The sequence below is a fragment of the Mycobacterium simulans genome (genome assembly GCF_900232995.1).
In the GTDB taxonomy this organism is placed as follows: Bacteria; Actinomycetota; Actinomycetes; order Mycobacteriales; family Mycobacteriaceae; genus Mycobacterium; species Mycobacterium simulans.
This window is the reverse complement of sequence record NZ_OCVX01000003.1, coordinates 9,186-30,945: the sequence shown is the minus strand read 5'-3', so window position 1 is coordinate 30,945 and position 21,760 is coordinate 9,186. Positions and strand designations below refer to the sequence as shown.

General features: G+C 67.8%; 20 protein-coding genes and 2 pseudogenes. 12 read left to right on the top strand and 10 right to left on the bottom strand.

Going from position 1 to position 21,760, the window contains the following annotated elements; genetic code table 11:
- The first annotated feature begins 31 nt into the window (after positions 1–31).
- Positions 32–307, top strand: a complete 276-nt coding sequence (locus MSIMFI_RS00765; protein WP_191495773.1) for a type II toxin-antitoxin system Phd/YefM family antitoxin — start codon at positions 32–34, stop codon at positions 305–307.
- On the top strand, positions 307–699 hold the full coding sequence (locus MSIMFI_RS00760) for a type II toxin-antitoxin system VapC family toxin (RefSeq protein ID WP_186241835.1): 393 nt from the start codon (positions 307–309) through the stop codon (positions 697–699). Before MSIMFI_RS00765 ends, MSIMFI_RS00760 begins: the two co-directional genes overlap by 1 nt.
- Positions 700–804: 105 nt before the next feature.
- Here the strand turns inward: MSIMFI_RS00760 and MSIMFI_RS29175 are convergent, their stop codons facing one another.
- The 3 genes from MSIMFI_RS29175 to MSIMFI_RS00745 form a co-directional block, all read right to left on the bottom strand.
- Entirely contained in the window at positions 805–2,949 is a 2,145-nt protein-coding gene (locus tag MSIMFI_RS29175) for a PE family protein (RefSeq protein ID WP_191495772.1), read from the bottom strand.
- Between the two features lie 135 nt (positions 2,950–3,084).
- Positions 3,085–4,296 carry a trehalose-phosphatase gene (gene otsB / locus MSIMFI_RS00750; RefSeq protein ID WP_191495771.1) on the bottom strand — a complete coding sequence of 404 codons (1,212 nt, stop codon included), beginning with the start codon at positions 4,294–4,296 and terminating at the stop codon, positions 3,085–3,087.
- A gap of 40 nt (positions 4,297–4,336) precedes the next feature.
- A complete protein-coding gene (locus tag MSIMFI_RS00745; protein WP_191495770.1) occupies positions 4,337–5,626 on the bottom strand; it encodes a wax ester/triacylglycerol synthase domain-containing protein in 1,290 nt (429 codons plus the stop codon).
- Between the two features lie 201 nt (positions 5,627–5,827).
- Here MSIMFI_RS00745 and MSIMFI_RS00740 point away from each other — a divergent pair, with 201 nt between their 5' ends.
- Both MSIMFI_RS00740 and MSIMFI_RS00735 read left to right on the top strand, forming a co-directional pair.
- On the top strand, positions 5,828–9,133 hold the full coding sequence (locus MSIMFI_RS00740; protein ID WP_191495769.1) for an error-prone DNA polymerase: 3,306 nt from the start codon (positions 5,828–5,830) through the stop codon (positions 9,131–9,133).
- A gap of 82 nt (positions 9,134–9,215) precedes the next feature.
- Positions 9,216–10,049: an oxidoreductase gene (locus MSIMFI_RS00735; RefSeq protein ID WP_191495768.1), complete on the top strand. Its 834-nt coding sequence runs from the start codon at positions 9,216–9,218 to the stop codon at positions 10,047–10,049.
- Positions 10,050–10,122: 73 nt separating this feature from the next.
- Here the strand turns inward: MSIMFI_RS00735 and MSIMFI_RS00730 are convergent, their stop codons facing one another.
- On the bottom strand, positions 10,123–10,533 hold the full coding sequence (locus tag MSIMFI_RS00730) for a TIGR03667 family PPOX class F420-dependent oxidoreductase (RefSeq protein WP_191495767.1): 411 nt from the start codon (positions 10,531–10,533) through the stop codon (positions 10,123–10,125).
- A 23-nt stretch (positions 10,534–10,556) separates the two neighbouring features.
- On the opposite strand from MSIMFI_RS00730, the gene MSIMFI_RS00725 reads away from it, so the two are divergent.
- On the top strand, positions 10,557–11,201 hold the full coding sequence (locus MSIMFI_RS00725; RefSeq protein WP_191495766.1) for a nitroreductase family protein: 645 nt from the start codon (positions 10,557–10,559) through the stop codon (positions 11,199–11,201).
- On the opposite strand, the gene MSIMFI_RS29940 is transcribed toward MSIMFI_RS00725, so the two are convergent.
- The 3 genes and pseudogenes from MSIMFI_RS29940 to MSIMFI_RS00710 all read right to left on the bottom strand — a co-directional run bounded on the left by MSIMFI_RS29940 (position 11,126) and on the right by MSIMFI_RS00710 (position 13,524).
- The gene (locus MSIMFI_RS29940; protein ID WP_449870699.1) at positions 11,126–12,913 is read right to left on the bottom strand and encodes a PGRS repeat-containing protein; all 1,788 of its coding nucleotides are present in this window, start codon (positions 12,911–12,913) and stop codon (positions 11,126–11,128) included. The genes MSIMFI_RS00725 and MSIMFI_RS29940 overlap by 76 nt on opposite strands.
- Positions 12,914–12,928: 15 nt before the next feature.
- Positions 12,929–13,150, bottom strand: a pseudogene (locus MSIMFI_RS29935) (PE family protein); the annotation flags it as partial.
- A 149-nt stretch (positions 13,151–13,299) separates the two neighbouring features.
- Entirely contained in the window at positions 13,300–13,524 is a 225-nt protein-coding gene (locus MSIMFI_RS00710) for a hypothetical protein (protein WP_191495764.1), read from the bottom strand.
- Positions 13,525–13,664: 140 nt separating this feature from the next.
- On the opposite strand from MSIMFI_RS00710, the gene MSIMFI_RS00705 reads away from it, so the two are divergent.
- Positions 13,665–13,820, top strand: a complete 156-nt coding sequence (locus MSIMFI_RS00705) for a hypothetical protein (protein WP_224770024.1) — start codon at positions 13,665–13,667, stop codon at positions 13,818–13,820.
- A gap of 10 nt (positions 13,821–13,830) precedes the next feature.
- The gene (locus MSIMFI_RS00700) at positions 13,831–14,022 is read left to right on the top strand and encodes a hypothetical protein (RefSeq protein WP_191495763.1); all 192 of its coding nucleotides are present in this window, start codon (positions 13,831–13,833) and stop codon (positions 14,020–14,022) included.
- Here the strand turns inward: MSIMFI_RS00700 and MSIMFI_RS00695 are convergent.
- A complete protein-coding gene (locus tag MSIMFI_RS00695) occupies positions 14,019–14,483 on the bottom strand; it encodes a tRNA (cytidine(34)-2'-O)-methyltransferase (RefSeq protein WP_191495762.1) in 465 nt (154 codons plus the stop codon). The two genes, MSIMFI_RS00700 and MSIMFI_RS00695, sit on opposite strands and share 4 nt — an antisense overlap.
- Positions 14,484–14,733: 250 nt before the next feature.
- On the opposite strand from MSIMFI_RS00695, the pseudogene MSIMFI_RS00690 reads away from it, so the two are divergent.
- The 5 genes and pseudogenes from MSIMFI_RS00690 to MSIMFI_RS00670 form a co-directional block, all read left to right on the top strand.
- Positions 14,734–17,331 (top strand): annotated as a pseudogene (locus MSIMFI_RS00690) (ATP-binding protein); the annotation flags it as partial.
- Positions 17,331–17,723 carry a serine protease inhibitor gene (locus MSIMFI_RS00685; RefSeq protein ID WP_186241849.1) on the top strand — a complete coding sequence of 131 codons (393 nt, stop codon included), beginning with the start codon at positions 17,331–17,333 and terminating at the stop codon, positions 17,721–17,723. The pseudogene MSIMFI_RS00690 and the gene MSIMFI_RS00685, both read left to right, overlap by 1 nt.
- Positions 17,701–18,072 carry a DUF742 domain-containing protein gene (locus MSIMFI_RS00680; RefSeq protein ID WP_224770023.1) on the top strand — a complete coding sequence of 124 codons (372 nt, stop codon included), beginning with the start codon at positions 17,701–17,703 and terminating at the stop codon, positions 18,070–18,072. Before MSIMFI_RS00685 ends, MSIMFI_RS00680 begins: the two co-directional genes overlap by 23 nt.
- Complete coding sequence (locus MSIMFI_RS00675) at positions 18,053–18,661, top strand: GTP-binding protein (RefSeq protein ID WP_186241851.1); 609 nt, start codon at positions 18,053–18,055, stop codon at positions 18,659–18,661. The genes MSIMFI_RS00680 and MSIMFI_RS00675 overlap by 20 nt, the downstream gene beginning before the upstream one ends.
- Positions 18,662–18,666: 5 nt before the next feature.
- Complete coding sequence (locus tag MSIMFI_RS00670; protein ID WP_191495759.1) at positions 18,667–19,215, top strand: pentapeptide repeat-containing protein; 549 nt, start codon at positions 18,667–18,669, stop codon at positions 19,213–19,215.
- A gap of 21 nt (positions 19,216–19,236) precedes the next feature.
- Here the strand turns inward: MSIMFI_RS00670 and MSIMFI_RS00665 are convergent, their stop codons facing one another.
- Positions 19,237–19,575 (bottom strand): FHA domain-containing protein, encoded by a 339-nt coding sequence (locus tag MSIMFI_RS00665; RefSeq protein WP_191495758.1) that lies wholly within the window; start codon positions 19,573–19,575, stop codon positions 19,237–19,239.
- A gap of 24 nt (positions 19,576–19,599) precedes the next feature.
- The coding region (locus MSIMFI_RS00660; protein ID WP_224770022.1) for an ATP-binding cassette domain-containing protein at positions 19,600–21,760 on the bottom strand (2,161 nt) is incomplete at its 5' end.

Below are 21,760 nucleotides of genomic sequence, written 5' to 3'. Positions count from 1 at the left end.
TCGTTAAACAGCCATGTGCTACAGTTAGCACATGGCTACGGTGGGGGTGCGTGAGCTGCGGCAGCGGGCCAGCGAACTCCTCCGTCGCGTCGAGGCCGGCGAGACGATCGAGATCACCGACCGCGGTCGGCCGGTCGCCCTTCTGTCGCCGATGCCGCAGGGCGGTCCGTACGAGCAGATGCTGGCCAGCGGTGAGATCGAGCGTGCGACGCTCGCCTGGGACGACCTGCCCGAACCGGTCGCACTCGAAGCGGGCGTCGAGCTGCCGTCGGTGACGCTTGCGCGCCTGCGTGAGCACGAACGTTGATGGCGGCCATCTACCTGGACTCGTCTGCGATCGTCAAGCTTGCCGTCCGTGAGCCGGAGTCAGACGCGCTGCGTCGTTACCTTCATGCTCGCCGTCCGCGGGTGTCGAGTGCTCTTGCGCGGACGGAGGTCATGCGCGCTCTGCTCCATAAGGGTGAATCAGCGCGGACAGCGGGACGCCGGGCGCTGGCCAGCCTAGATCTGCTTCGCATCGACAACCGGCTGCTCAATCTGGCTGGTGGACTGGCGCCCATCGGGCTACGCACCCTCGATGCGATTCACTTGGCGACGGCCCAGCGGCTCGGCGCAAATCTTGGCCGACTGTGCACCTACGACGATCGCATACGCGACGCCGCGCAGGCGCTCGGCATGGCCGTGATCGCCCCGTCCTGACCGGGCCGAACGGGCGGCGTATCGGGCAGCGGTCCCGGTTCTGACGGCGCAATTCCCGCAGGCCTAGCGTCTAGAAGCCGTCGCGGCCGTTCCCGCTAGCGGGTGTCAGGCGCTCTGGCCGGGTCTGCCGTTGGCATTAGTGCCGGCCAAGTCCGTGGCCAGGCCCGGGGCGCCGCCTATGCCGATGGCGCCGCCGTTGCCCCCGTCGTTGCCGAGGCTGTTGAGGGGGTTGCCCCCGTCCCCGCCCGTGCCGCCTGTGCTGCCGGTGCCGTTGTTGCCGGGGAAACTCTGCTGGAAGCCGTTGGAAAGGCCTCCGCCCCCACCCCCAGCGCCGGTGCCGTTGCTGGCCGTCCCGGGGGTGCCGCCGGGGTACGGGGTGGTATCCGCTCCGGTACCGCCAGCACCGCCGGTGCCGCCAGTGCTGGCGGCGGAAGCGGCGCCGCCTCCGCCGCCGCCACCACCACCGACATACGTCCCGATGAATGTATAGGCGCCGCCGCCGCCCCCACCGCCGGCGCCGGCCGCTCCGCCGGTAGCTCCAGAGGCCGCGTCCCCGGCGCCGCCGCCGCCCCCCTGGCCGCCGGTTCCGCTGAAGACGGAGGAGTCGCCTTCGATGTACGCGTCGCCCCCGTTGCCGCCAGTCCCCCCGCTGCCGCCTTTGCCGCCGGTGCCGGCGTGGCCGGCACCAATGCCGGCGTTACCACCCGTGCCGCCGGCACCGCCACCGCCACCGCCACCGCCGATCATTGTGGGATTGAAGGGAGTCTCATTAACCGACACGGCGTCGGCGCCGTTGCCGCCGGTACCGCCATCGGCGCCGGAACCGCCGTCGCCGTTGGTGCCCGTGACGGAGTTGCCGCCGGCGCCGCCGGCCCCGCCTCGACCTCCGTCGCCGCCCTGACCCCCAGACATGATGCCCTGGCCGTCGTCGGGCCCAACGCCGCCACCACCACCGTTGCCTGCGGTGCCTCCGGTTCCACCTAGCCCGCCGTTGCCGCTGTTGGAGTTGCCGCCGGCGCCGCCGGCCCCGCCTTGGCCTCCGTTGCCGCCGTTGCCCCCGGACTGGTTGCCGTCACCGACGCTGGGCGTAGCGCCGCCCTTGCCGCCGTTGCCTGCGGTGCCGCCGGTCCCACCTTGCCCACCGTTGCCGCTGTCGGAGTTACCGCCGGCACCGCCGGCCCCGCCTTGACCTCCGTTGCCACCCTGGCCACCGGACGTGTTGTTGACGCTGGAGTTGCTGGGCGCCTTGCCGCCCTCACCGCCGATGCCTGCGGTGCCGCCGATTCCACCTTGCCCGCCGTTACCGCCGTCGGAGCCGGCGCCGCCCTGGCCGCCGCTGCCGCCGTTGCCGCCGTTGCCGCCGTTGCCGCCGGTGGCATTGGTCACAGCGTCGGCGCCGGTGCCGCCGGCGCCGCCTTGGCCGCCTTGGCCACCTTGGCCGCCTTGGCCTCCGCCGACGCCGCCGATGCCGGCTCCTCCGGCGCCGCCGTTGCCGCCCGCGGCACCGTCGCCGCCCTGACCGGCGTTGCCGCCGTCGCCGGTGCCGTCGGCGCCCTGGGCGCCGTTGCCGCCTTGGCCGCCGTCGCCGCCGGTGCCGCCGCTGCCTGCGGTGCCGGCGCTGCCGCCGGTGCCGCCGGTGCCGACCAGTCCGGCGCCGCCGGCGGCTCCGCCCTTGCCGCCGTCGCCGCCGGCGGTGGCGGCCTCGGTGCTGCTGGTGGCGGTGAACCCGGCCCCCGTCCCGTATACACATACGACCCCACCGTTACCGATCAACCCAGCAGACCCGCCCGTGCCCCCGGCCGCCCCGATGGTCGTTTGGGAATAGCCGTTGCCGCCGTTGCCGTACAACAGGCCACCGTCGCCGCCGTTCGGGCTGGCGGCCGTCCCGTCGGCGCCGTTGCCGATCAGCGGGCGGTCCAGCAGCGTCTGGGTGGGCGCATTGATCGCATCGAGCACGGTCTGCTGGACGTTCGCGGCCTCGGCGCTGGCGTACGCGCCGCCAGCGCTGCTCAAGGCATGAACGAATTGGGCGTGAAACGCACTGGCTCGGGCGCTGAGGGCCTGATATGCCTGGCCGTGGCTGGAGAACAGCGCCGAGATGGCCGCCGACACCTCATCACTGGCGGCAGCCAACACCGTGGTGGTCGAGGCGGCCGCCGCCGCGTTGGCTGCGCCGAGTGACGAGCCGATACCGGCCATATCACCTGCGGCGGCGGCCAACATCTCCAGATCTGCCAGTACGTACGACATCGGTGCCTCCTAGGCATTGTTTGACGCATGTCTTGACGAATGTCAACTTGGATCATGGATATCACGACGAGGTTGCGGGATGCGGCATTTTGACCAAACTGCGACCGTGCGCCCTGGCGGACGGTGGCTGCTCGACTAGCGGCCGAGATCCCCTTCGCGACCGCTGCCGAGCTGACGAGCCAGCCGGTCGGTGAACTCGACGGCCCGTGCGGGACTGTCAAGCGCGAACAGGGCGGCGGTGGCGCGGTCGCCATCATCGGTGTGCCGCACCACAATTGGAACACCTTGAACGTCATAATTGCGGACGGCGTCAAACGCGTCCTCGTCGGTGATGTCGTCGCCCAGATAGATCGGCACCAGCGGAGCAGGGCCTTCCCCGGGGGCACTGTGCAGGTTATCGATTACCCAGCGAAGCGTTTTGCCCTTGTCCCAGTCGATATCCGGACGCAGCTCGATGACTTCACGGCCCGTCGTCACCCGCAGCCCATGGCGTTGCCCCGCCGCACGGACCGCCGCAACCGCCTCTCCGATCCTGTCGCGCGCCGCGTTGCGATAGTGGACGGCGACACCAAAGCGCTTGTGCTCCACCACAACACCGGGAATTGACCCGAGCTGTTCGCGTAGCTCCCCGGCCGCCCGTTCCAGCACCGGTATGGCGGCCGCCGCGGCGTCGTTTTGATGGTGCGTGCCATCGGGTGCCGTCAGCTCGAATCCATGGCTGCCGGCGTACCAAATGCCGGGCAGGCCCACCCGCCGGGACACATCGGCGAGATCCCGGCCAGACAGAACCGCGACCGGGCAACGCGTGGCTAACTTCTGGAGCGCTTCGGCCGCACCGGGCGCGGGCCTGGCCGAGTCGGGATCGTTGACGATGTCCGACAGCGTGCCGTCGAAGTCGAAGAACACCGCGGGCTGCCGGGCGGTGAGGCCGTCGGCCCGGCCGAGGGCCTGCAATGCATCGGGAAGCTCAGACATTCGCCGGTCCCCGGTTCGGACGCTGACCTCACCGAGGTCGGCGACTATCGTGTCGGCGCCGTCGCCGCGGAGCGCATCGCGGTGTCCGGTTGGGTCTACACCGATTACCAACGCGAACCCTGCGTCGCGCGCGGCAGCCACACTGGCCGCGTCGGTGGCGATGACCACGGATCGGCCCGGCCGGGCGGACAGCCGATCGGCCGCCTCAACCAATGCGCCACCGGCTGACGCGAAGACGCCGGTGCCGACGCCGACTTCGCGTAGGCGCACGGCCAGCGACGCCCTGCTATCCGGGGGGACGTCCAACGCGGCGTCGAACAGCACCGCGTCGTGGCGGCGCGGGTCGATGGTGACCGGCCCCAGTTTGCGCACGACCCACCTTCTCACGGTGGTCAACGCGGGGAATGCGGGGTCAGCGTCGCGCGCCCGCGGGCGGCGCAAACGTCCGCCGTTGTGCGCCGCTGGCCGCGGGGCGGGATGAACGCCTGCGGCCGTCCCTACTGAACAGCAGGACGGAGTCTTGGCTATGTGCCACTAGACGCGCCATGCCCAGCTCGATCCCGGCGGCAAGCTGCTCCAGGTCGAGCGCGGCGTTGTAGTCGGCGGTGAGGCCGAACACCAGCTCGTCGCCGTAGCTCAGTACCGCGACCCCGGTGCTCAGCTGCAGGGCCGTCGGCGGGATCGGCAGCAACTGGTCCATCCTTTGGCCCATGAGCCGTAACCGTTGGCGAGGGCCGGCTGTGTTGGTCGCCAGCGCCACGCCGCCACGCTGCGGTAGTCGAGTCAGTGTCTGAAACACCTTGGCGCACAATGTAAATGGCATGTACGCCGATAGATCGCCGAATTGGCGCTGGTCATTGCGATTAAGCCGGTTGTGCACAGTCCGCAATTGTGTGACGGGGTCGTCATGTTCGACGGGAAGATAGGGAAGCATTGCCGAGATGGTGCGCAGTGAGTCCGCACGTGGTTGTTCGCCGCGCCGCAGCAGAACGGTCCGGAAGCCCTCGGTAATGGCAGCCAGAGCAACGTCATTGGCGGTCACGCCGAACTTGCGACTCACCGCGTCGACGGCGGCGCGAGGAATTCGCACAGTGCGGTAGCGCCGCCTGGTTGTGGCCGGACTCGTCGGCGCTATCCATGCCAATGGCCAGGTAACGGCCTGCGCTGCCGCCTTGAAGATGGTTGCGGGGGTTCGTAACAGGGCGTCGGTCCAGCTCGGCGTATCTACGCTTGATCGCGGAACATGTTGAACAGCAGGGTGATTGGCGAACGCTTCGGTATCGACATCGTCGCAGAGCAGGGTGAGCAGCTGGGCCGCCGAAATGCTGTTGGCCATGCTGTGGTGGATCTTCATCAAGATCGCCCACCGATTGTCGTTGAGACCCTCGATGATCCAGCACTCCCACAGCGGGCGGTCCATGTCGATGGGACGTTCCAGTGCATGAGCGATAGCCCGGAACAGTTCCCCTTCGTCGCCTGGTCGGGGGAGTGCCACCCGTTGTATGTGTTGGGCTAGATCGAACCGAGGTACCTGTGCATACCGTGGTACGGACTTAATCCGTTCTGCCAGAAGGCTTTTGAAATCATCAAAGTGGGGGGCTGTGCCGTTGACGATGGCGACCGCGCTGATCGCCATGCTCGCGTGCCGATCCGGATCATTAGCGCCGAGGAGGCCAGCATCCAATGTCGTCAGTTTTGCCATGACAAGTCCCCACCGTCAATTTTTGAATGCGTACCAGTATCCGTCCCAACCCGGGGAAACGGTACACCTGCAAAGTAAACAATGTGTTTAGTGGTTGAAGATGTGTTTAACGGCGCCTTTAGAGTCGCCTGGACGTGCTGCGCATCCACAACCCCTCGGCAATCCCTCGGCAATCGAACAAACTTTCGATAGACTGGGGGTGTGGGCTGGGGTAACGGGCCGCCGAGCTGGGCGGAGATGGAGCGGCTTCTCGACGGCAAGCCGCGCCATGCCGGTGCACCGGTTGCCGCCGAGCCGGCGCTAGACGAGGGCCCGTTGTCGCGCAAGCGCGGGACGTATCAGCCTCCCGGGCAGGACCGGAAGGTCGGCTCGTCCATCCCATATGCCGAGTTGCATGCGCATTCGGCGTACAGCTTTCTCGATGGGGCCAGCACACCGGAGGAGCTGATCGAAGAGGCCGCCCGGCTGGATCTGCGCGCCCTGGCGCTGACCGATCACAACGGCCTGTACGGCGCGGTGCGGTTCGCCGAAGCGGCCGCGGAGCTCGGCGTGCGTACCATATTCGGCGCTGAGCTGTCGCTGGAATCCGAGGCTCGGACCGAGCAGCCGGATCCACCTGGCCCCCACCTGCTGGTGCTGGCCCGCGGTCCGGAAGGCTACCGACGGTTGTCGCGGCAGCTGGCCGCGGCGCATCTTGCCGGCGGCGAGAAGGGCAAGCTGCGGTACGACTACGACGCGCTGACCGAGGCGGCCGGCGGGCACTGGCACATTCTGACGGGCTGCCGGAAAGGTCATGTGCGGCGGGCGTTTTCCGAGGGTGGCCCGGACGCGGCGCGGCGGGCGCTGGCCGATCTTGTGGACCGGTTCGGCGCCAGCCGGGTCAGCATCGAGTTGACCCATCATGGTCAACCGCTCGACGACGAACACAACGCGGTGCTGGCCGAGCTGGCGCCGTGCTTCGGTGTCGGGGTCGTCGCCACTACCGGAGCGCATTTCGCCCATCCGTCGCGCCGTCGGCGGGCCATGGCGATGGGTGCCATCCGGGCCCGACAGTCCCTGGACTCTGCCGCAGGGTGGCTGGCTCCGCTGGGCGGCTCGCACCTGCGCTCCGGGGAGGAGATGGCCCGGCTGTTCGCGCAGCGCCCCGAGGTGGTGACCGCCGCCGCCGACCTTGGCGAGCAGTGCGCATTCGGGCTGGCGCTCATCGCGCCGCAGCTGCCGCCGTTCGACGTGCCCGATGGGCACACCGAGGACAGCTGGCTGCGGTCGTTGGTCCTGGCGGGCGCCCGGGATCGCTACGGGCCGCCGGAGCGGGCATCGAAAGCGTACGCTCAAATCGATCATGAGCTGAAAGTCATTGCGCAACTGAGGTTCCCGGGCTATTTCCTGGTGGTGCACGACATCACGCGGTTCTGCCGGGAGAACAACATCTTGTGTCAGGGCAGGGGATCGGCGGCCAACTCCGCGGTCTGTTTTGCCCTCGGCGTCACCGCTGTCGATCCGATAGCCAACGAGCTGCTGTTCGAGCGCTTCCTCTCGCCGGCCCGCGACGGGCCACCCGACATCGACATCGACATCGAGTCGGATGAGCGGGAAAAGGTCATCCAGTACGTCTACGATAAATATGGCCGGGACTACGCCGCCCAGGTCGCCAATGTCATCACCTACCGGGGGCGCAGCGCCGTGCGCGACATGGCCCGCGCCCTTGGCTTCTCGCAGGGTCAGCAGGATGCGTGGAGCAAGCAGATCAGTCACTGGAAGGGGCTTGGCTCAGATTCGAATGGCCAGTCTCCCGATATCGAGGACATACCCGAGCAGGTGATCGACCTGGCGACCCAGATCCGGAATCTGCCGCGGCATATGGGTATTCATTCCGGCGGCATGGTGATCTGTGACCGTCCGATCGCCGACGTGTGCCCGGTGGAGTGGGCCCGCATGGAGAATCGCAGCGTCCTGCAATGGGACAAAGACGACTGTGCGGCAATCGGTTTGGTGAAGTTCGACCTGCTGGGGCTGGGCATGCTCTCGGCGCTGCATTATGCGATAGACCTGGTGGCCGAGCACAAGGGCATCGAGGTGGATCTGGCCCGCCTCGACCTCTCCGAACCGGCGGTGTACGAGATGCTGGCCCGCGCCGATTCCGTCGGCGTGTTCCAGGTGGAGTCGCGGGCGCAGATGGCCACGCTGCCGCGGCTTAAGCCGCGGGAGTTCTACGACCTGGTGGTGGAGGGTGCGCTGGTTCGTCCCGGGCCCATCCAGGGCGGGTCGGTGCACCCGTACATCCGGCGCCGCAACGGCATCGACCCGGTCGTCTACGAACACCCGTCCATGGCATCGGCATTGCGAAAGACCCTGGGAGTGCCACTGTTTCAGGAGCAGCTGATGCAGCTGGCGGTCGACTGCGCCGGCTTCTCCGCCGCCGAGGCCGACCAACTGAGGCGCGCCATGGGGTCCAAGCGCTCCGCCGAACGCATGCGACGGCTGCGCGGCCGGTTCTACGACGGCATGCGCAGGCTGCACGGCGCCGATGACGAGCTGATCGACCGGATCTACGAAAAGCTGGAGGCATTCGCCAATTTCGGTTTCCCCGAGAGCCATGCGCTGTCCTTCGCCTCGCTGGTGTTCTACTCGTCGTGGTTCAAGCTGCACCACCCGGCGGCGTTCTGTGCGGCGCTGCTGCGCGCCCAGCCGATGGGTTTCTATTCACCGCAGTCGCTGGTGGCCGACGCGCGCCGGCACGGCGTGGTGGTGCGCGGAGCCGACGTCAACGCCAGCCTGGCGCACGCCACCCTCGAGAACGTTGGGACGGAAGTCCGTCTCGGTCTGGCCGCCGTCCGCCATATCGGCCAGGATCTCGCCGAGAAGCTGGCCGACGAACGAAAAGCCAACGGCCCGCTCACCTCTCTGCTGGACCTGACGTCCCGGGTGCAGTTGAGCGTGCCGCAGACCGAAGCGTTGGCGACGGCCGGAGCGCTGGGCTGCTTTGGCATGTCGCGGCGGGAGGCGCTGTGGGCTGCCGGGGCTGCGGCCACCCAACGGCCGGACCGGTTACCTGGGGTGGCCTCGTCGTCGCACATCCCGGTGTTGCCGGGCATGAGCGAACTGGAGTTGGCCGCTGCCGACGTGTGGGCCACCGGCATTTCCCCGGACAGTTATCCGACGCAGTTCCTGCGGGCAGACCTGGACGCGAGGGGGGTGCTGCCCGCCGATGCGCTGCTAGGCGTGCCCGACGGTGACCGGGTGCTGATCGCTGGGGCGGTGACCCATCGGCAGAGACCCGGGACGGCGCAAGGGGTGACGTTCATCAACCTCGAGGACGAAACCGGGATGGTCAACGTGCTGTGCACGCCGGGGGTGTGGGCGCGGCACCGCAAGCTGGCGAACACAGCGGCGGCGCTGTTGATCCGCGGTCAGGTCCAAAACGCCAGCGGCGCGGTCACCGTCGTGGCTGAGCGGATGGGTCGCATCAGCCTGACGGTGGGGTCCAAGTCGCGCGATTTCCGCTGAACACCCCGCGCGAAGGTGCGCACAATGCCAGCAACTGTCGGCGTGCCGCGTACAAACACGCACGCTCACCTAGCATGGCGAGGTGTCCAAGGTTTGGTTTCTCACCGGCGCCTCGCGTGGGTTCGGGCTCGAGATCGCACGCGCGATCCTGAGCCAGGGCGATCGGGTGGTCGCGACCGCGCGGCACGCCGACCAGATCCGCACCCAGCTTCCCGACGCCGGGGACGCACTACTCCCCGTCGACCTCGACGTCACCAACGCCGACCAAGTGACCCAGGCGGTAAAAGCCGCCATCGACAACTTCGGCGGCATCGACGTGCTGGTCAACAACGCCGGGCGCGGGCTGCTTGGTGCGGTTGAGGAGGCTTCTGACGCCGCCGTGCGCGCTGTCTACGAGGTCAACGTATTCGGCGCCCTGACCGTCCAGCGCGCCGTGCTTCCGGTCATGCGCCGTCAACGTTCCGGCCACATCATCAACATCAGCTCGGTCGGCGGACTGCTCGGCTCACCCGGCTGGGGCATCTACAACTCCACCAAGTTCGCCCTCGAAGGATTCAGCGAAGCGCTCGCCAAGGAGGTCAAGCCGCTAGGCATCCACGTCACCATCGTCGAACCGGGCTACTTCCGTACCGATTTCCTCGACGCATCCAGCCTCGGAACCGAACAGACCGTGATCGCGGACTACGAATCCACCGCCGGGGCGATGCGTGCCCACGCCCTTGATGTCAACCACGCCCAGCCCGGCGACCCGGTCAAGGCGGCCTCGGCCATCGTCGACATAGCTTCCGCGCCCGAGCCGCCGGTGCACCTGCTGCTGGGCACCGACTGTGTCCAAGCGGTCGAGCAAAAGATCAAGGAGCTGAAAGCCGACATCGCTGCGTGGCGGACCGTCTCGCTATCGACCGACCACGACTAGCCCGCGCCGAGCCTGAACTCAGCGCGAAATTCCGGTCAATTTTTCGCGGTGAGCGCAGGTTCGGCGACAGCGCCTAGCCCGTTGGCCCAGTCCACACCCGGGTCGGAGTGATCTTCAGCCGGGTGCTGTAGCTGGCTATCGCCTCGGTCAGACCGAATTTCGCGGCGTCCTCGCGGTACTTGGCCCAGTACGGCCCGTCTTCGCGGCAGTCGACATCGGTGGCCACCACCGCGGCGGTCCCGCCCACGACGACGATCCCGCCGCCATTGCCATCCGAGTCCAGGTTCAGGCTGACCTCGGGATGCGCTTTGACGTGGGCGACCTTGGCCGCTTGCGGCATGGTGTACACCGTCAGGTCGGACCCATCGAAGTAGAACCACACCAGCCGCGGTACGGGTTGTCCCGATTTCGTCACGGTGGTCAGCCACCCGTAGTGGTCCGACGTGAGCCTGCTGGAAACCTCTTGTGTCAGTTCGACGCTCATATGGCCGAATGTAGCCTCGCCACATGACCCTCAATTTGTCCGTCGACGAAGTCCTGCGCACCACCCGCTCGGTCCGTAAACGCCTGGATTTCGATAAGCCGGTGCCGCGCGAGGTGCTGATGGACTGCCTTGACTTAGCGCTGCAGGCGCCCACCGGCTCCAACGCGCAAGGCTGGCAATGGGTTTTCGTCGAGGATGCCGACAAGAAGAAGGCGATCGCCGACGTCTATCTCGCCAACGCCCGTGGCTACCTAAGCTCGCCCGCGCCCAGCTACACCGAAGGCGACACACGCGGCGAACGCATGGGCCGTGTTCGTGACTCGGCGACCTATCTCGCCGAGCACATGCAGGAGGCGCCGGTCCTGATGGTCCCGTGCCTGCAAGGCCGCGAAAACAACTCACCGTTGGGTGGTGTGTCATTTTGGGCCTCGCTGTTCCCCGCGGTCTGGAGCTTCTGCTTGGCGCTGCGCTCCCGCGGCTTGGGCTCGTGCTGGACGACCCTGCATCTGCTCGACAACGGCGAGCGCAAGGTGGCCGAGGTGCTCGGCATTCCCTACGACGAATACAGCCAGGGCGGGCTGTTTCCGATTGCCTATACCAAAGGCACCGACTTCCGGCCGGCTAAGCGGTTGCCCGCCGAGAGCCTGACGCACTGGGACAGCTGGTAATTAGCCCGGCGTGCCGTCACTGCCGCGGGTGCCATTGAAGGCGTCGCCGCCGAGGCCGTCGGCACCGAGATCGCCGTTTGTACTGGTAAAGTCGCCGGTGCCGATGCCGCCCGCTTGTCCGCTGCCGGGGGTGCCATGGGCGCCGCCGGCGCCGCCGGCGCCGCCCCCGCCGCCATTGCCGGAGTTGCCCTGCAGACCGGCCAGCAACCCGCCGCGTCCGCCGGTGCCGGCCTGCCCGCCGTCACCCCCGTCGCCGCCGGCTCCGCCATGACCGGCGTCGCCACCGGCGCCGCCATTACCGCCGTGGGCCCCGAGAATCGGGCTAAATGCGTTGCCGCCGACGGCGCCGTCGCCGCCCACGCCACCTCCGCCGCCCACACCACCCACCGGGGGCCCCCCGGGGCACGCGCGGCCCCCCGGGCGCCGCGGGGCCGGGGGGGCCCCCCTGGCCCCCGGGGCCCGCGGATGTTCCTCCCGGGCCCGCGCCGGCCAAGGCCTTGCCCGCCGTGGTTGCCGTGGAGGCCGGGGTGGGCGCCCCCCCCCCCCCCCCCCCCACCCCCCCCGCCCCCGACCCCCCCGTTGCCGCCGTTGCCGCCTGTACCGATCAGCCAGCCGCCGGCGCCGCCCGCACCGCCGGAGCCGCCCGCGCCTCCGTGCCCGCCGGTACCGCCGCTACCGCCGTTGCCGCCGTTGCCGCCATCGCCTCCGAATGCCTGGGTGCCTGCGGCGTTGTTACCATTCTGGTTGGCGGTGGTGAAGCCACCGGCACCCCCGTTACCGCCCATGTCGCCGTTTCCGCCGGCGGCGCCGTTGCCGCCGTTGCCGCCGTTGCCGCCGCTGCCGACCAGCCACCCGCCGCGACCGCCGGCACCTCCGGCGCCGCCAGCACCGCCGGCCTGGCCGTTCGTGCCGGTACCGCCAGCACCGCCGGTACCGCCGTCACCGCCGAAGGAGGCGCCGGAGGATGCGGCCCGCCCGCCGGTGCCGCCCGCGCCGCCGTTGGCACCGCCATCACCGCCGGTGGCGCCGTGTCCGCCGTTACCTGCCTGGGCAATCGACGTGTTGTTCGCGTTGAGATTGGCGTCGCCGCCAGGGCCGCCAGCGCCGCCATTGACACCGATCCCCCCTGCCGTGCCGTCGCCGCCGTTCTCTCCTGTGACACTGGTTCCGTTCTGGGAAAGTATATTGCTGTCGCCGTTGGCGCCATTGAGCGCTGGGTTTGTGACGGGAGTGGGGTTGGCGCCGTCGTTGCCGGTCAGGCCGTTGCCGCCCTGGCCGCCACTGCCCCCGCTGCCCCACAACCCGGCGGCGCCGCCAGCGCCCCCGTTGCCGCCGGCACCGCCCGCGATGATCGCATTCCCGCCGATGCCGCCGCTTCCGCCGCTGCCATACAACCAGCCGCCGTTACCGCCGGCGCCACCGGCCGCGCCGGCTCCGCCGGCCCCACCAGCTCCGCCGTTGCCGATCAATCCGGCGTTGCCGCCGTTGCCGCCGGCCATTGCGGGGGTGGCGCTGCCGTTGTAGCCGGCGCCCCCGTTGCCGAACAGCAGACCGCCATCTTGTCCGTTGGGGTTGGTTGCGGTGCCGGCCGCACCGTCGCCGATCAGTGGGCGGCCGAGCAGCGCCTGGGTGGGCGCGTTGACCGCGTTGAGCAGGTTCTGCTGAACGTTGGCGACCTCGGTGAGGGCATACGAGCCGCCAGCGCCGGTCAACGCCTGGACAAACTGATCGTGAAATGCCGTCGCCTGTGCGGCCACCTGCTGATAGCTCACAGCGTGACCGGAAAACAGCGACGCCACGGCGGCAGAGACCTCATCGGCACCGGCGGCCAGCAGCCCCGTCGTGCCGGCGGCTGCCGCCGCATTCGCGGCACTTAGCGCAGAACCGATGTTCGCCACGTCCGACGCGGCCGCCGCCAGCGCCTCTGGAACTGCCACCACGAACGACATCGCAACCCACCCCCAGCTGCCATCGCATGCCCCGCGAGATCCAACACTTGGACGCTATCGCAATGTGGGCCAACAGATCTGAGGTTTGCGGCAGATTCATAGACAGCAACCCGTTCGCCGCGCGCCTGCGGCGAGGCGACGCTGACGGCTCAGCTGGGCTTGCCGTTGTTGCCGTTGAAGGTGTCACCGCCGGAGCCGTCATGTCCGGGGATGCCAGGTTCCCCCGTTTGATTACCGGTGCCGCCTGGTTGTCGGGTGCCAGGGGTGCCGTGGGTGGCGCCGTGGCCAGCTGCGCCGTGCCCACCGCTCAGTAGCCCGGCCCGTCCGCCGCGACCATCGCCAGATACCTGGCCTGCCTTTGGGGTTGACGACATCGTTTCGTAGGTCGGCGATGAAGGGCTGACGTCGACGAACTTCGGCTGCGCACACCCGCTGGCAGGGTATTGGGACCCGTTTGTCCCCTATTCGTACGACACGAGATTTCTTCGAGGAACCCCCAACCGGTGGACAGCGATTGCACGTCGCGTCGGGCAACGTTGTTGCGGACATGTTGGGCAGCCGTGCCCCGTGTGCTGATGAGGAGGAGATTCCCGTGAACCACGAGATCCTGTTCCAAGAGGTGGAGACCGCGTACGCCTATCCCGTCTTTGGGGTTGACGACATCGTTTAGAAAGAACCAAGTGCGGTCTTTCGTCGACCATCGGCGAGCCCTGACATGGAAGGGCCTCGGCGCCGGCGCGGATCGCTTCACCGCAGCCGAACTCGCCGACGAACTCAAGCATGTCGAGCTGCAACTGAACCCCAGCGGACCAGAGACGGCGGAATGGCTGTTGGCAAGCCCCATCCATGCGCCAAAGTCGCCAAAGTCTTAGACCGCCCCGGAATACCCCTGCTGTCGCCAGGCCTCGTAGACGGCGACGGCGGCGGCGTTGGACAGATTAAGTGAGCGCCGGCCCGCCAGCATGGGAATGCGCACCTGCCCCGTGATGTGGTCGTCGGCCAGGGTCGCGGCGTCCAGCCCGGTGGGCTCCGGCCCGAACATCAACACATCGCCGGCCCGGTAGCCGACGTCGGTAAATATCGTGGTCGCACCTGTGCTGAACGCGAACACCCGTGCGGGCAGCAGCGCGTTCCATGCATCATCGAGCGACGCATGAACGGTGACCGAGGCCAGGTCGTGATAGTCCAGGCCGGCCCGCCGCAGCTTGGGTTCGGACAAATCGAAACCCAGCGGCTCCACCAGATGCAGTTCGCAGCCGGTCGCGGCCGCGGTCCGGATGGCGTTGCCCGTGTTGGGGGCGATGCGCGGGGAGTAGAACAGCAGCCGGAACATGTGCCGATCATGACAAAGTTCGGCTGACTTGCTTGTCGGTGTCCGTACGGCCCTGGCGGGTTCTCTCTGCTCGGTAACAATTGTGGAGACCTTGGCTTAACCTCAGGGGGGCCTGTCATACTCGTCGGATTGCCAGGCGTTTACCGTTCGTGCGCCCTTGGGTTTGGCGGAATATTGCAGGAAGTTTCATGAGCCTCTCGTTTGTTCGAGCGCTGCAAATGGGTGCGGCCGGTAGTACGGCCGCAGTGCCATGACCATGTTCGCCCGCCCGACCAGCCCGGTCGCGGCGGGTCCCCCCGGCATATCGGCTGTCCCCGCCCACGAGCCGGCGCCGCCCAAACGTCAGAAACGGCCGCCGGCCTGGTCGCTGCGCAACTGGCCGGTGCGGTGGAAGGTCTTCGCGATTGCGCTCGTGCCGCTCATCCTTGCGACGGCTTTCGGAGCGCTGCGTGTCGAGGGCGCGTGGGCCAGCTCGGGTGAGCTGCGGCTGATCGCGGCCCGTGCCGACGTGATACCGGCGATCACGAAATACATGTCGGCACTGGACGTCGCGTTGCTGGCGAGCTCCACCGGACACGATGTAGAGGGGGCAAAAAAGAACTTCGCGGCCCGCAAGTATGAGCTACAGACACGGCTGGCCAACACCGACGTGATCCCCGATGTGCGGTCGGGAGTCAACACGCTACTCAATGGCGGGCAGGCGCTACTGGACAAGGTGCTGGCCAACAGCATCGGGCTGCGCGATCGGGTGACCACCTACGCGCCGCTGTTGTTGACGGCCGAGGACGCGATCAACGCGTCGGTGCGCGTCGACAGCGAGCAGATCCGGGCCCAGGTCCAGGGCCTGAGCCGGGCCGTGGGTGCCCGCGGGCAGATGACGTTGCAGGAGATCCTGGTAACGCGCGGCGCCGATCTGCCCGAGCCGCAGTTGCGTACCTCGATGATCACCCTGGCCGGCACCGAACCGTCGACGCTGTTCGGCATGAGCGCGGTGCTCGGTGTCGGCTCGCCGGAAGCCAAGAATCTGCAGCAGCAAATGGTTGCGCGGATGGCGGTCATGTCGGACCCGGCCAGCTCGCTGGTCGACAACCCCGAGCTACTGCGCTCGATCGGGATCACTCAAGGCATCGCCGAACAGATCATCAACGACGCCACCACGTCGGTGACGAAGGCGGTGCAGAACCAGGCCACCGCGCGGCGCGACGCCGCCATCCGCGACGCCGTGTTGGTTTTGGCCGCCATCGCGGTCGCGCTGGTCATCGTGCTGTTGGTGGCGCGCGCGCTGGTCGGGCCGCTGCGGGTACTGCGCGACGGCGCACTCAAAGTCGCCCACACCGATCTCGACGGTGAGATCGCCCAGGTCCGGGCCGGCGCCGAGCCGGTCCCCGAGCCGCTCGCGGTGTACACCACCGAGGAAATCGGCCAGGTCGCCCACGCGGTCGACGAACTGCACACCCAGGCCCTGCTGCTCGCCGGTGACGAGGCGCGGTTGCGGCTCCTGATCAACGACATGTTCGAAACCATGTCGCGGCGCAGCCGTTCCCTGGTGGACCAACAGCTAAAGCTGATCGATCAGCTGGAACGCAACGAGGAGGATCCCCAGCGCCTCGACAGTCTGTTCCGGCTGGATCACCTGGCCGCCCGGCTGCGCCGCAATAGTGCCAACCTGCTGGTGCTTGCGGGTGCGCAGATTTCGCGCGACCATCGCGAGCCGGTGCCGCTGTCGACGGTGATCAGCGCGGCCGTGTCCGAGGTCGAGGACTATCGCCGTGTCGAGATCGGTGGGGTGGCCGACAGCACGGTGATCGGTGCCGCCGCCGGCGGGGTCATCCATCTCCTTGCCGAATTGATCGACAACGCGCTGAGCTACTCGCCTCCCGACACATCGGTTCGGGTTTCGGCTGTCCGTGGCAGCGAAGGTGGTGTTTTGTTGCGGATCGCCGACGCCGGGTTGGGCATGACCGACGCCGACCGACGTATCGCCAACATGCGGTTGCAGTCCGGCGGTGAGGTCAGTCCCGAGAATGCCCGGCACATGGGTCTTTTCGTGGTTGGCCGGCTGGCCGCCCGCCACGGCCTCCGGGTGGGATTGCGCGGTCCGGCCGCCGGCGAATCGGGGACCGGCACCACCGCCGAGGTATACCTGCCGCTGCCAGTGCTCGTCAAAAGCCATGAAGGCCATGAAGGCCAGGCGGTCCAGGCCCCCAAGCCTCGAGGCGGGGTTTTCATCATCTCGCCCCCGAAGACCAAGCCCGCGCAGCCGGCGGGCGCACCGGCCGCTCCAGTTGACACATCAGACCAGAACGGGTCGCAGGGCTCTGGACCTCCCGTCACGTTGTTGCCGCGCCGCAATCCGGGATCCAGCGGCATCACCGACGTTCCCGCCCAGCCGGTCGAGCCGCGGAAGCGACCCAAGCGCGAGCTGAAAACGCCGTGGTGGGAGAACGGGTTTCAGCAAGAGCCCAAGCCAGCCAAAGCGGCGACGGACACCTCGGCGTTTTTTGCGCGGCGCCCGTCGGCCCCGGCTCAGCCCGCGCCGCATGCCAAGCCTGCATCGCCTGCTCAGCCCGCGCCGTCTGCCGGGCCCGCGCCAAAACCATCGGGGCCCGCCGATGACGACGTGATCTACCAGCGCATGCTTTCGGAGATGATGGGCGATCCGCACGAGCTGGCCCAAATCGCCGATCTGGATTGGAAATCGGTGTGGGACCGCGGGTGGACGGCGGCCGCCGAGGCCGAGGACAAGCCCGTGGAAGCCCGCACGGACCATGGCCTGCCGGTGCGCACACCCGGAGCCCGGCTAGTGCCCGGCGCCCCCCAGTCCGCACGTGGGGAACCCGATCGGCAATGAACGCACGGTCGTCGGACAGCCCACTGGACTGGCTGGTATCGAAGTTCGCTCGTGAGGTGCCGGGTGTGGCGCACGCCTTGTTGGTGTCGGTCGACGGGCTGCCGGTCGCGGCCAGCGAGTATCTTCCACGCGAACGCGCCGATCAGTTGGCCGCGGTGGCTTCCGGATTGGCCAGCCTCGCCTCCGGCGCCGCGCAGCTGTTCGAGGGTGGGCCGGTGCTGCAGTCGGTGGTCGAGATGCAGAACGGCTTTCTGCTACTGATGCGCGTCGGCGACGGCTCGAATCTGGCGACGCTGGCGGTAAGCGGATGCGATATCGGCCAGATCGGTTACGAGATGGCCCTTCTTGTCGAACGGGTGGGCGGCGTTGTCCAGTCTTCCCGGCGCTAGCGACCAGCCGGCGACCTTGGTCCGCCCGTACACGCTGACGGCGGGACGGACCGACACCAACATCGACCTGCCGCTGGAAGCTCCGGTCCAGACACTGCAGTCGGGGTCGGCTCACCAGTGGCCGCCAAACGATGTGCGGGACAGCATCATCCAGCGGTGCGTCGACAGCCCCTCGGTCGCCGAAATCGCGGCCCAGTTGGATTTGCCGGTGGGCGTTGCGCGCGTCCTGGTCGGCGATCTGGTCAGCTCCGGCTACCTTCGGGTGCACAGGACCTTGACCGACCGTTCCAGCCGCGACGAGCGCCGCGAACTCATAGGAAGGACCCTGCGTGGCCTCCAAGCACTCTGAGCCGCACTCCGAGCCGCATTCTGAGGCGCACGACACCGCGTCCCATGCCTCCACGAAGATCGTCATCGCGGGCGGGTTCGGTGTCGGCAAGACCACGTTCGTCGGCGCAGTCTCGGAAATCATGCCGCTACGCACGGAGGCGATGGTCACCGACGCCTCGGTCGGCGTCGACATGCTCGAGGCCACCCCGGACAAGCGGACCACGACGGTCGCGATGGACTTCGGCCGCATCACCCTGGCCGACGATCTGGTGCTCTATCTGTTTGGTACCCCGGGTCAGCGCCGGTTCTGGTTCATGTGGGATGACCTGGTACGTGGTGCAATCGGGGCGATCATCCTGGTCGACTGTAGGCGCCTGCAGGACAGCTTCGCAGCAGTCGACTTCTTCGAACACCGCAACCTGCCGTTCCTGATCGCGGTTAACGAATTCGACGGCGCGCCAAGGTATCCCGTTGACGAAGTGCGCAAGGCGCTGACGCTGCCCGCCGACATTCCGGTGCTCAGCATTGATGCCCGCAATCGCAGGTCCGCCACCGATGCACTGATCGCGGTGAGTGAATACGCGCTGGCTAGCCTGAGCCCCAACTGACCGCGTTGGACGAATGGACTGATCGCGAGTTCACCGGTCGGGATTTTCGCGACGAGGATCTGAGTCGGCTCTGCACCGAACGAGTGGTGTTCAGCGAATGCGATTTCAGCGGTGTCAACCTGGCCGAATCGCAGCACCGCGGATCGGCGTTTAGAAACTGTACCTTCAAGCGAACAACGCTGTGGCACAGCACCTTTGCCCAATGCAGCATGCTGGGCTCGGTGTTCGAGCACTGCCGGCTTCGGCCGGTGACCTTCGACGAGGTGGATTTCACGCTGGCCGTGCTCGGCGGCAACGACCTGCGCGGTGTCGACCTGAGCGGCTGCCGGCTGCGTGAGACCAGCCTGGTAGAGACCGACCTGCGCACGTGCGTGCTGCGCGGCGCCGACCTGCGCGGTGCGCGGACCACTGGTACCCGGCTGGACCAAGCCGACCTGCGGGGCGCGACCGTGGACCCATCGTTGTGGAGAACCGCGTCGCTGGTGGGCGCGCGCGTCGACGTGCCGCAAGCCCTGGCCTTTGCGCTGGCGCACGGGCTTCGTCTGGACGCGTAGCGCTGGGCGGCGCCACCCCGGTCAGTGCGGCAGCAGACCGACGATGCCTTGGTGATGTGCCACCTCGAAGGTGACATGCGGTCCGTCGGGTCGCCCGAGGTTGATGGCCAGGCCGTCATGGATGTCAACCTGGGGCACCCGGCGGCCGTCGACGAAGATCCCGTTCGAAGAATTGTTGTCGATTGCGATCCAGCCGCCCTGCTCGAAACGCAGCAGCAGGTGCGCGCGGTCGATCAATGGGTGCGCGACACGCAGGTCGGCCCGCAGGTCGCTCCCGACTATCACGTCCGAGCCCGCCGCGAAGCTGCCCTGTGACCGCTCAGATCGAACCGTCAGCAGGGGCCGCCGAGCTGGGATCATCACCCCACATTAGTCGCGTGTGCACTAGCGCCGCCTGAGTCGGATCTTCCACCACACGATCGTGCTATAGGCGATGCACAACACCCCGAGCATTGCCATGTCGAAAAGCCATGCGCTTGGCTTGTGCACCCAATGCTGGTCCTTCGGCTTGACCGGGCCAGGTACCAGCTTCTCGATGTCGACGGTCGAACACGATGCCGCGTAGCCCCACCGCGCGGGCGTTGCCCACGACAGCTGGTCGAGCAAGAACCGGTCGGTCACCCAGATCATTCCGCCGGAGAACACCAGTTGCGACATGATCGCCAACACCAGCATGGGCATGATCTGGTCTTGCGACTGGGCCAGCGCCGACAGGGCCAAGCCGAGAATTGCCGAGGCCACACAGGTCGCGGCGATCGTCACGAACAGTTCGAAGCCGACACTGCCTAGCATCACAGCGTCGGTGGGAGGATAGCCCCAGCCAATGATCGTGATGATCGTCGCGATCGCGGCCTGGATGATCGCAAACCCGCTGAACACAACGATCTTGGCGCCCAGATAGGCCCCCGTCGATAGGCCGACCGCCTGTTCGCGCCGGAAAATGGCACGCTCGCCGACCAGGTCACGAATCGTGAGCGCGCAGCCCATGAAAACGCCGCCGACGTTGAGCATCACCAGGATCTGTCCCGGTTGGTCGGGGTTGCTGCTTACCGCCTCGGCAACGCCGAACCCGGTCTTGCCGCGAACGGTCATGGCGAGGACACCGATCAAGAACGGCAAGACCGCCAGGAAGACCGTGTACCCGCGGTCGGACACCACCAGCCGAATCTGGCGGCGGGCGATTGTGGAGAACTGGCGGAAAACACTCGTATGTACCGGTTCGCCCAGGTCAGCTGGGCTGGTTTCAGCCGGAGCAAGTGACGGCGGCTTGTTTTCGGCGAGGAAGCGCCGGTTGGCCTCGTCGGGATCGGCTCCCACGTTGGCGAAGATGTCGGCCCAGTTCGTGGTGCCCATCGCGGCACCGATCTGGCCGGGTGGGCCCAGGAACGCCGTCTTGCCGCCGGGTGCGATCAGCAACAGCTGATCGCACACATCGAGGTAGGACACCGAGTGTGTGACGACCAACACCACGCGGCCGGCGTCAGCCAGTTGACGCAGCATCATCATCACCTGACGGTCCAGCGCTGGATCCAACCCCGTGGTCGGCTCGTCGAGGATCAGCAGTGACGGCCCGGTGAGCAGTTCGAGCGCCACCGATGCGCGCTTGCGCTGTCCACCGGACAGCTTGTCGACGCGGGTGTCGGCGTGCTTTGTCAGCTCGAGTTCCTCGAGAACCTGGGCAACCACCTGGGCCCGGTCGGCTTTGCTGGTGTCTGGCGGCAGCCGCAACTCGGCGGCATAGCCGAGCGCCTGGTTGACGGTTAACTGCCGGTGTACGACGTCGTCCTGAGGCACCATGCCGATCCTGCTGCGCATGGACGCGTACTCGGCATGGATGTTGTGGCCCTCGAAGGTCACCGTGCCGGACGTGGGGCTGGTATACCCGGCGACCAACCTGGACAGCGTTGTCTTACCGGCGCCGGATCCGCCGATGATGGCGGTCAGCGTGCCGGGCCGGGCGGTCAGTGAGATGTGGTCGAGCAGTTGCTTTCCGTCCACGCTGAAGCAAACACCCTTGACCTCGAGGCCGCCGGTGCGCGTCGCGGCTTCGGTGCGGCGTATCAGGGTGCCGCGGGTGAAGACCAGGTCGACGTTGCCGATGGTGACCACGTCGCCGTCGCTCAAGATCGCGGACCCGACCCGGACCCCGTTGACGAATGTCCCGTTCACGCTGTGGGCGTCGCGGATTTCGGGACCCAGCGGCGTCTGGGTCAAGAATGCGTGGTGGCGTGACGCCAGGACGTCCTGGATGACGATGTCGTTGTCGGTGGCGCGGCCGATCGTGACGGAGTCGACGGGCCTTTCGGGCGCCCCGGCCCGCGGCAGCAGGGCCTGAAACACTTTCGTCGCCAGGTTCGCCACCTCGGGCGGCTTGGTGATGTGTCGCCGCATCTGGCCGGGTGGCCCGGGATGCGGTGGCGCGGCGACGTTCGACGGCGGGCCAGGCGGGCTAGGCGGATGCCCGGGTTGCCAGGGCGCCGAGCTGCTCGGATACATGGGTTGGCCGGGTGCACCCGGCCAACCCATGTATCCGAGCAGCTCGGCG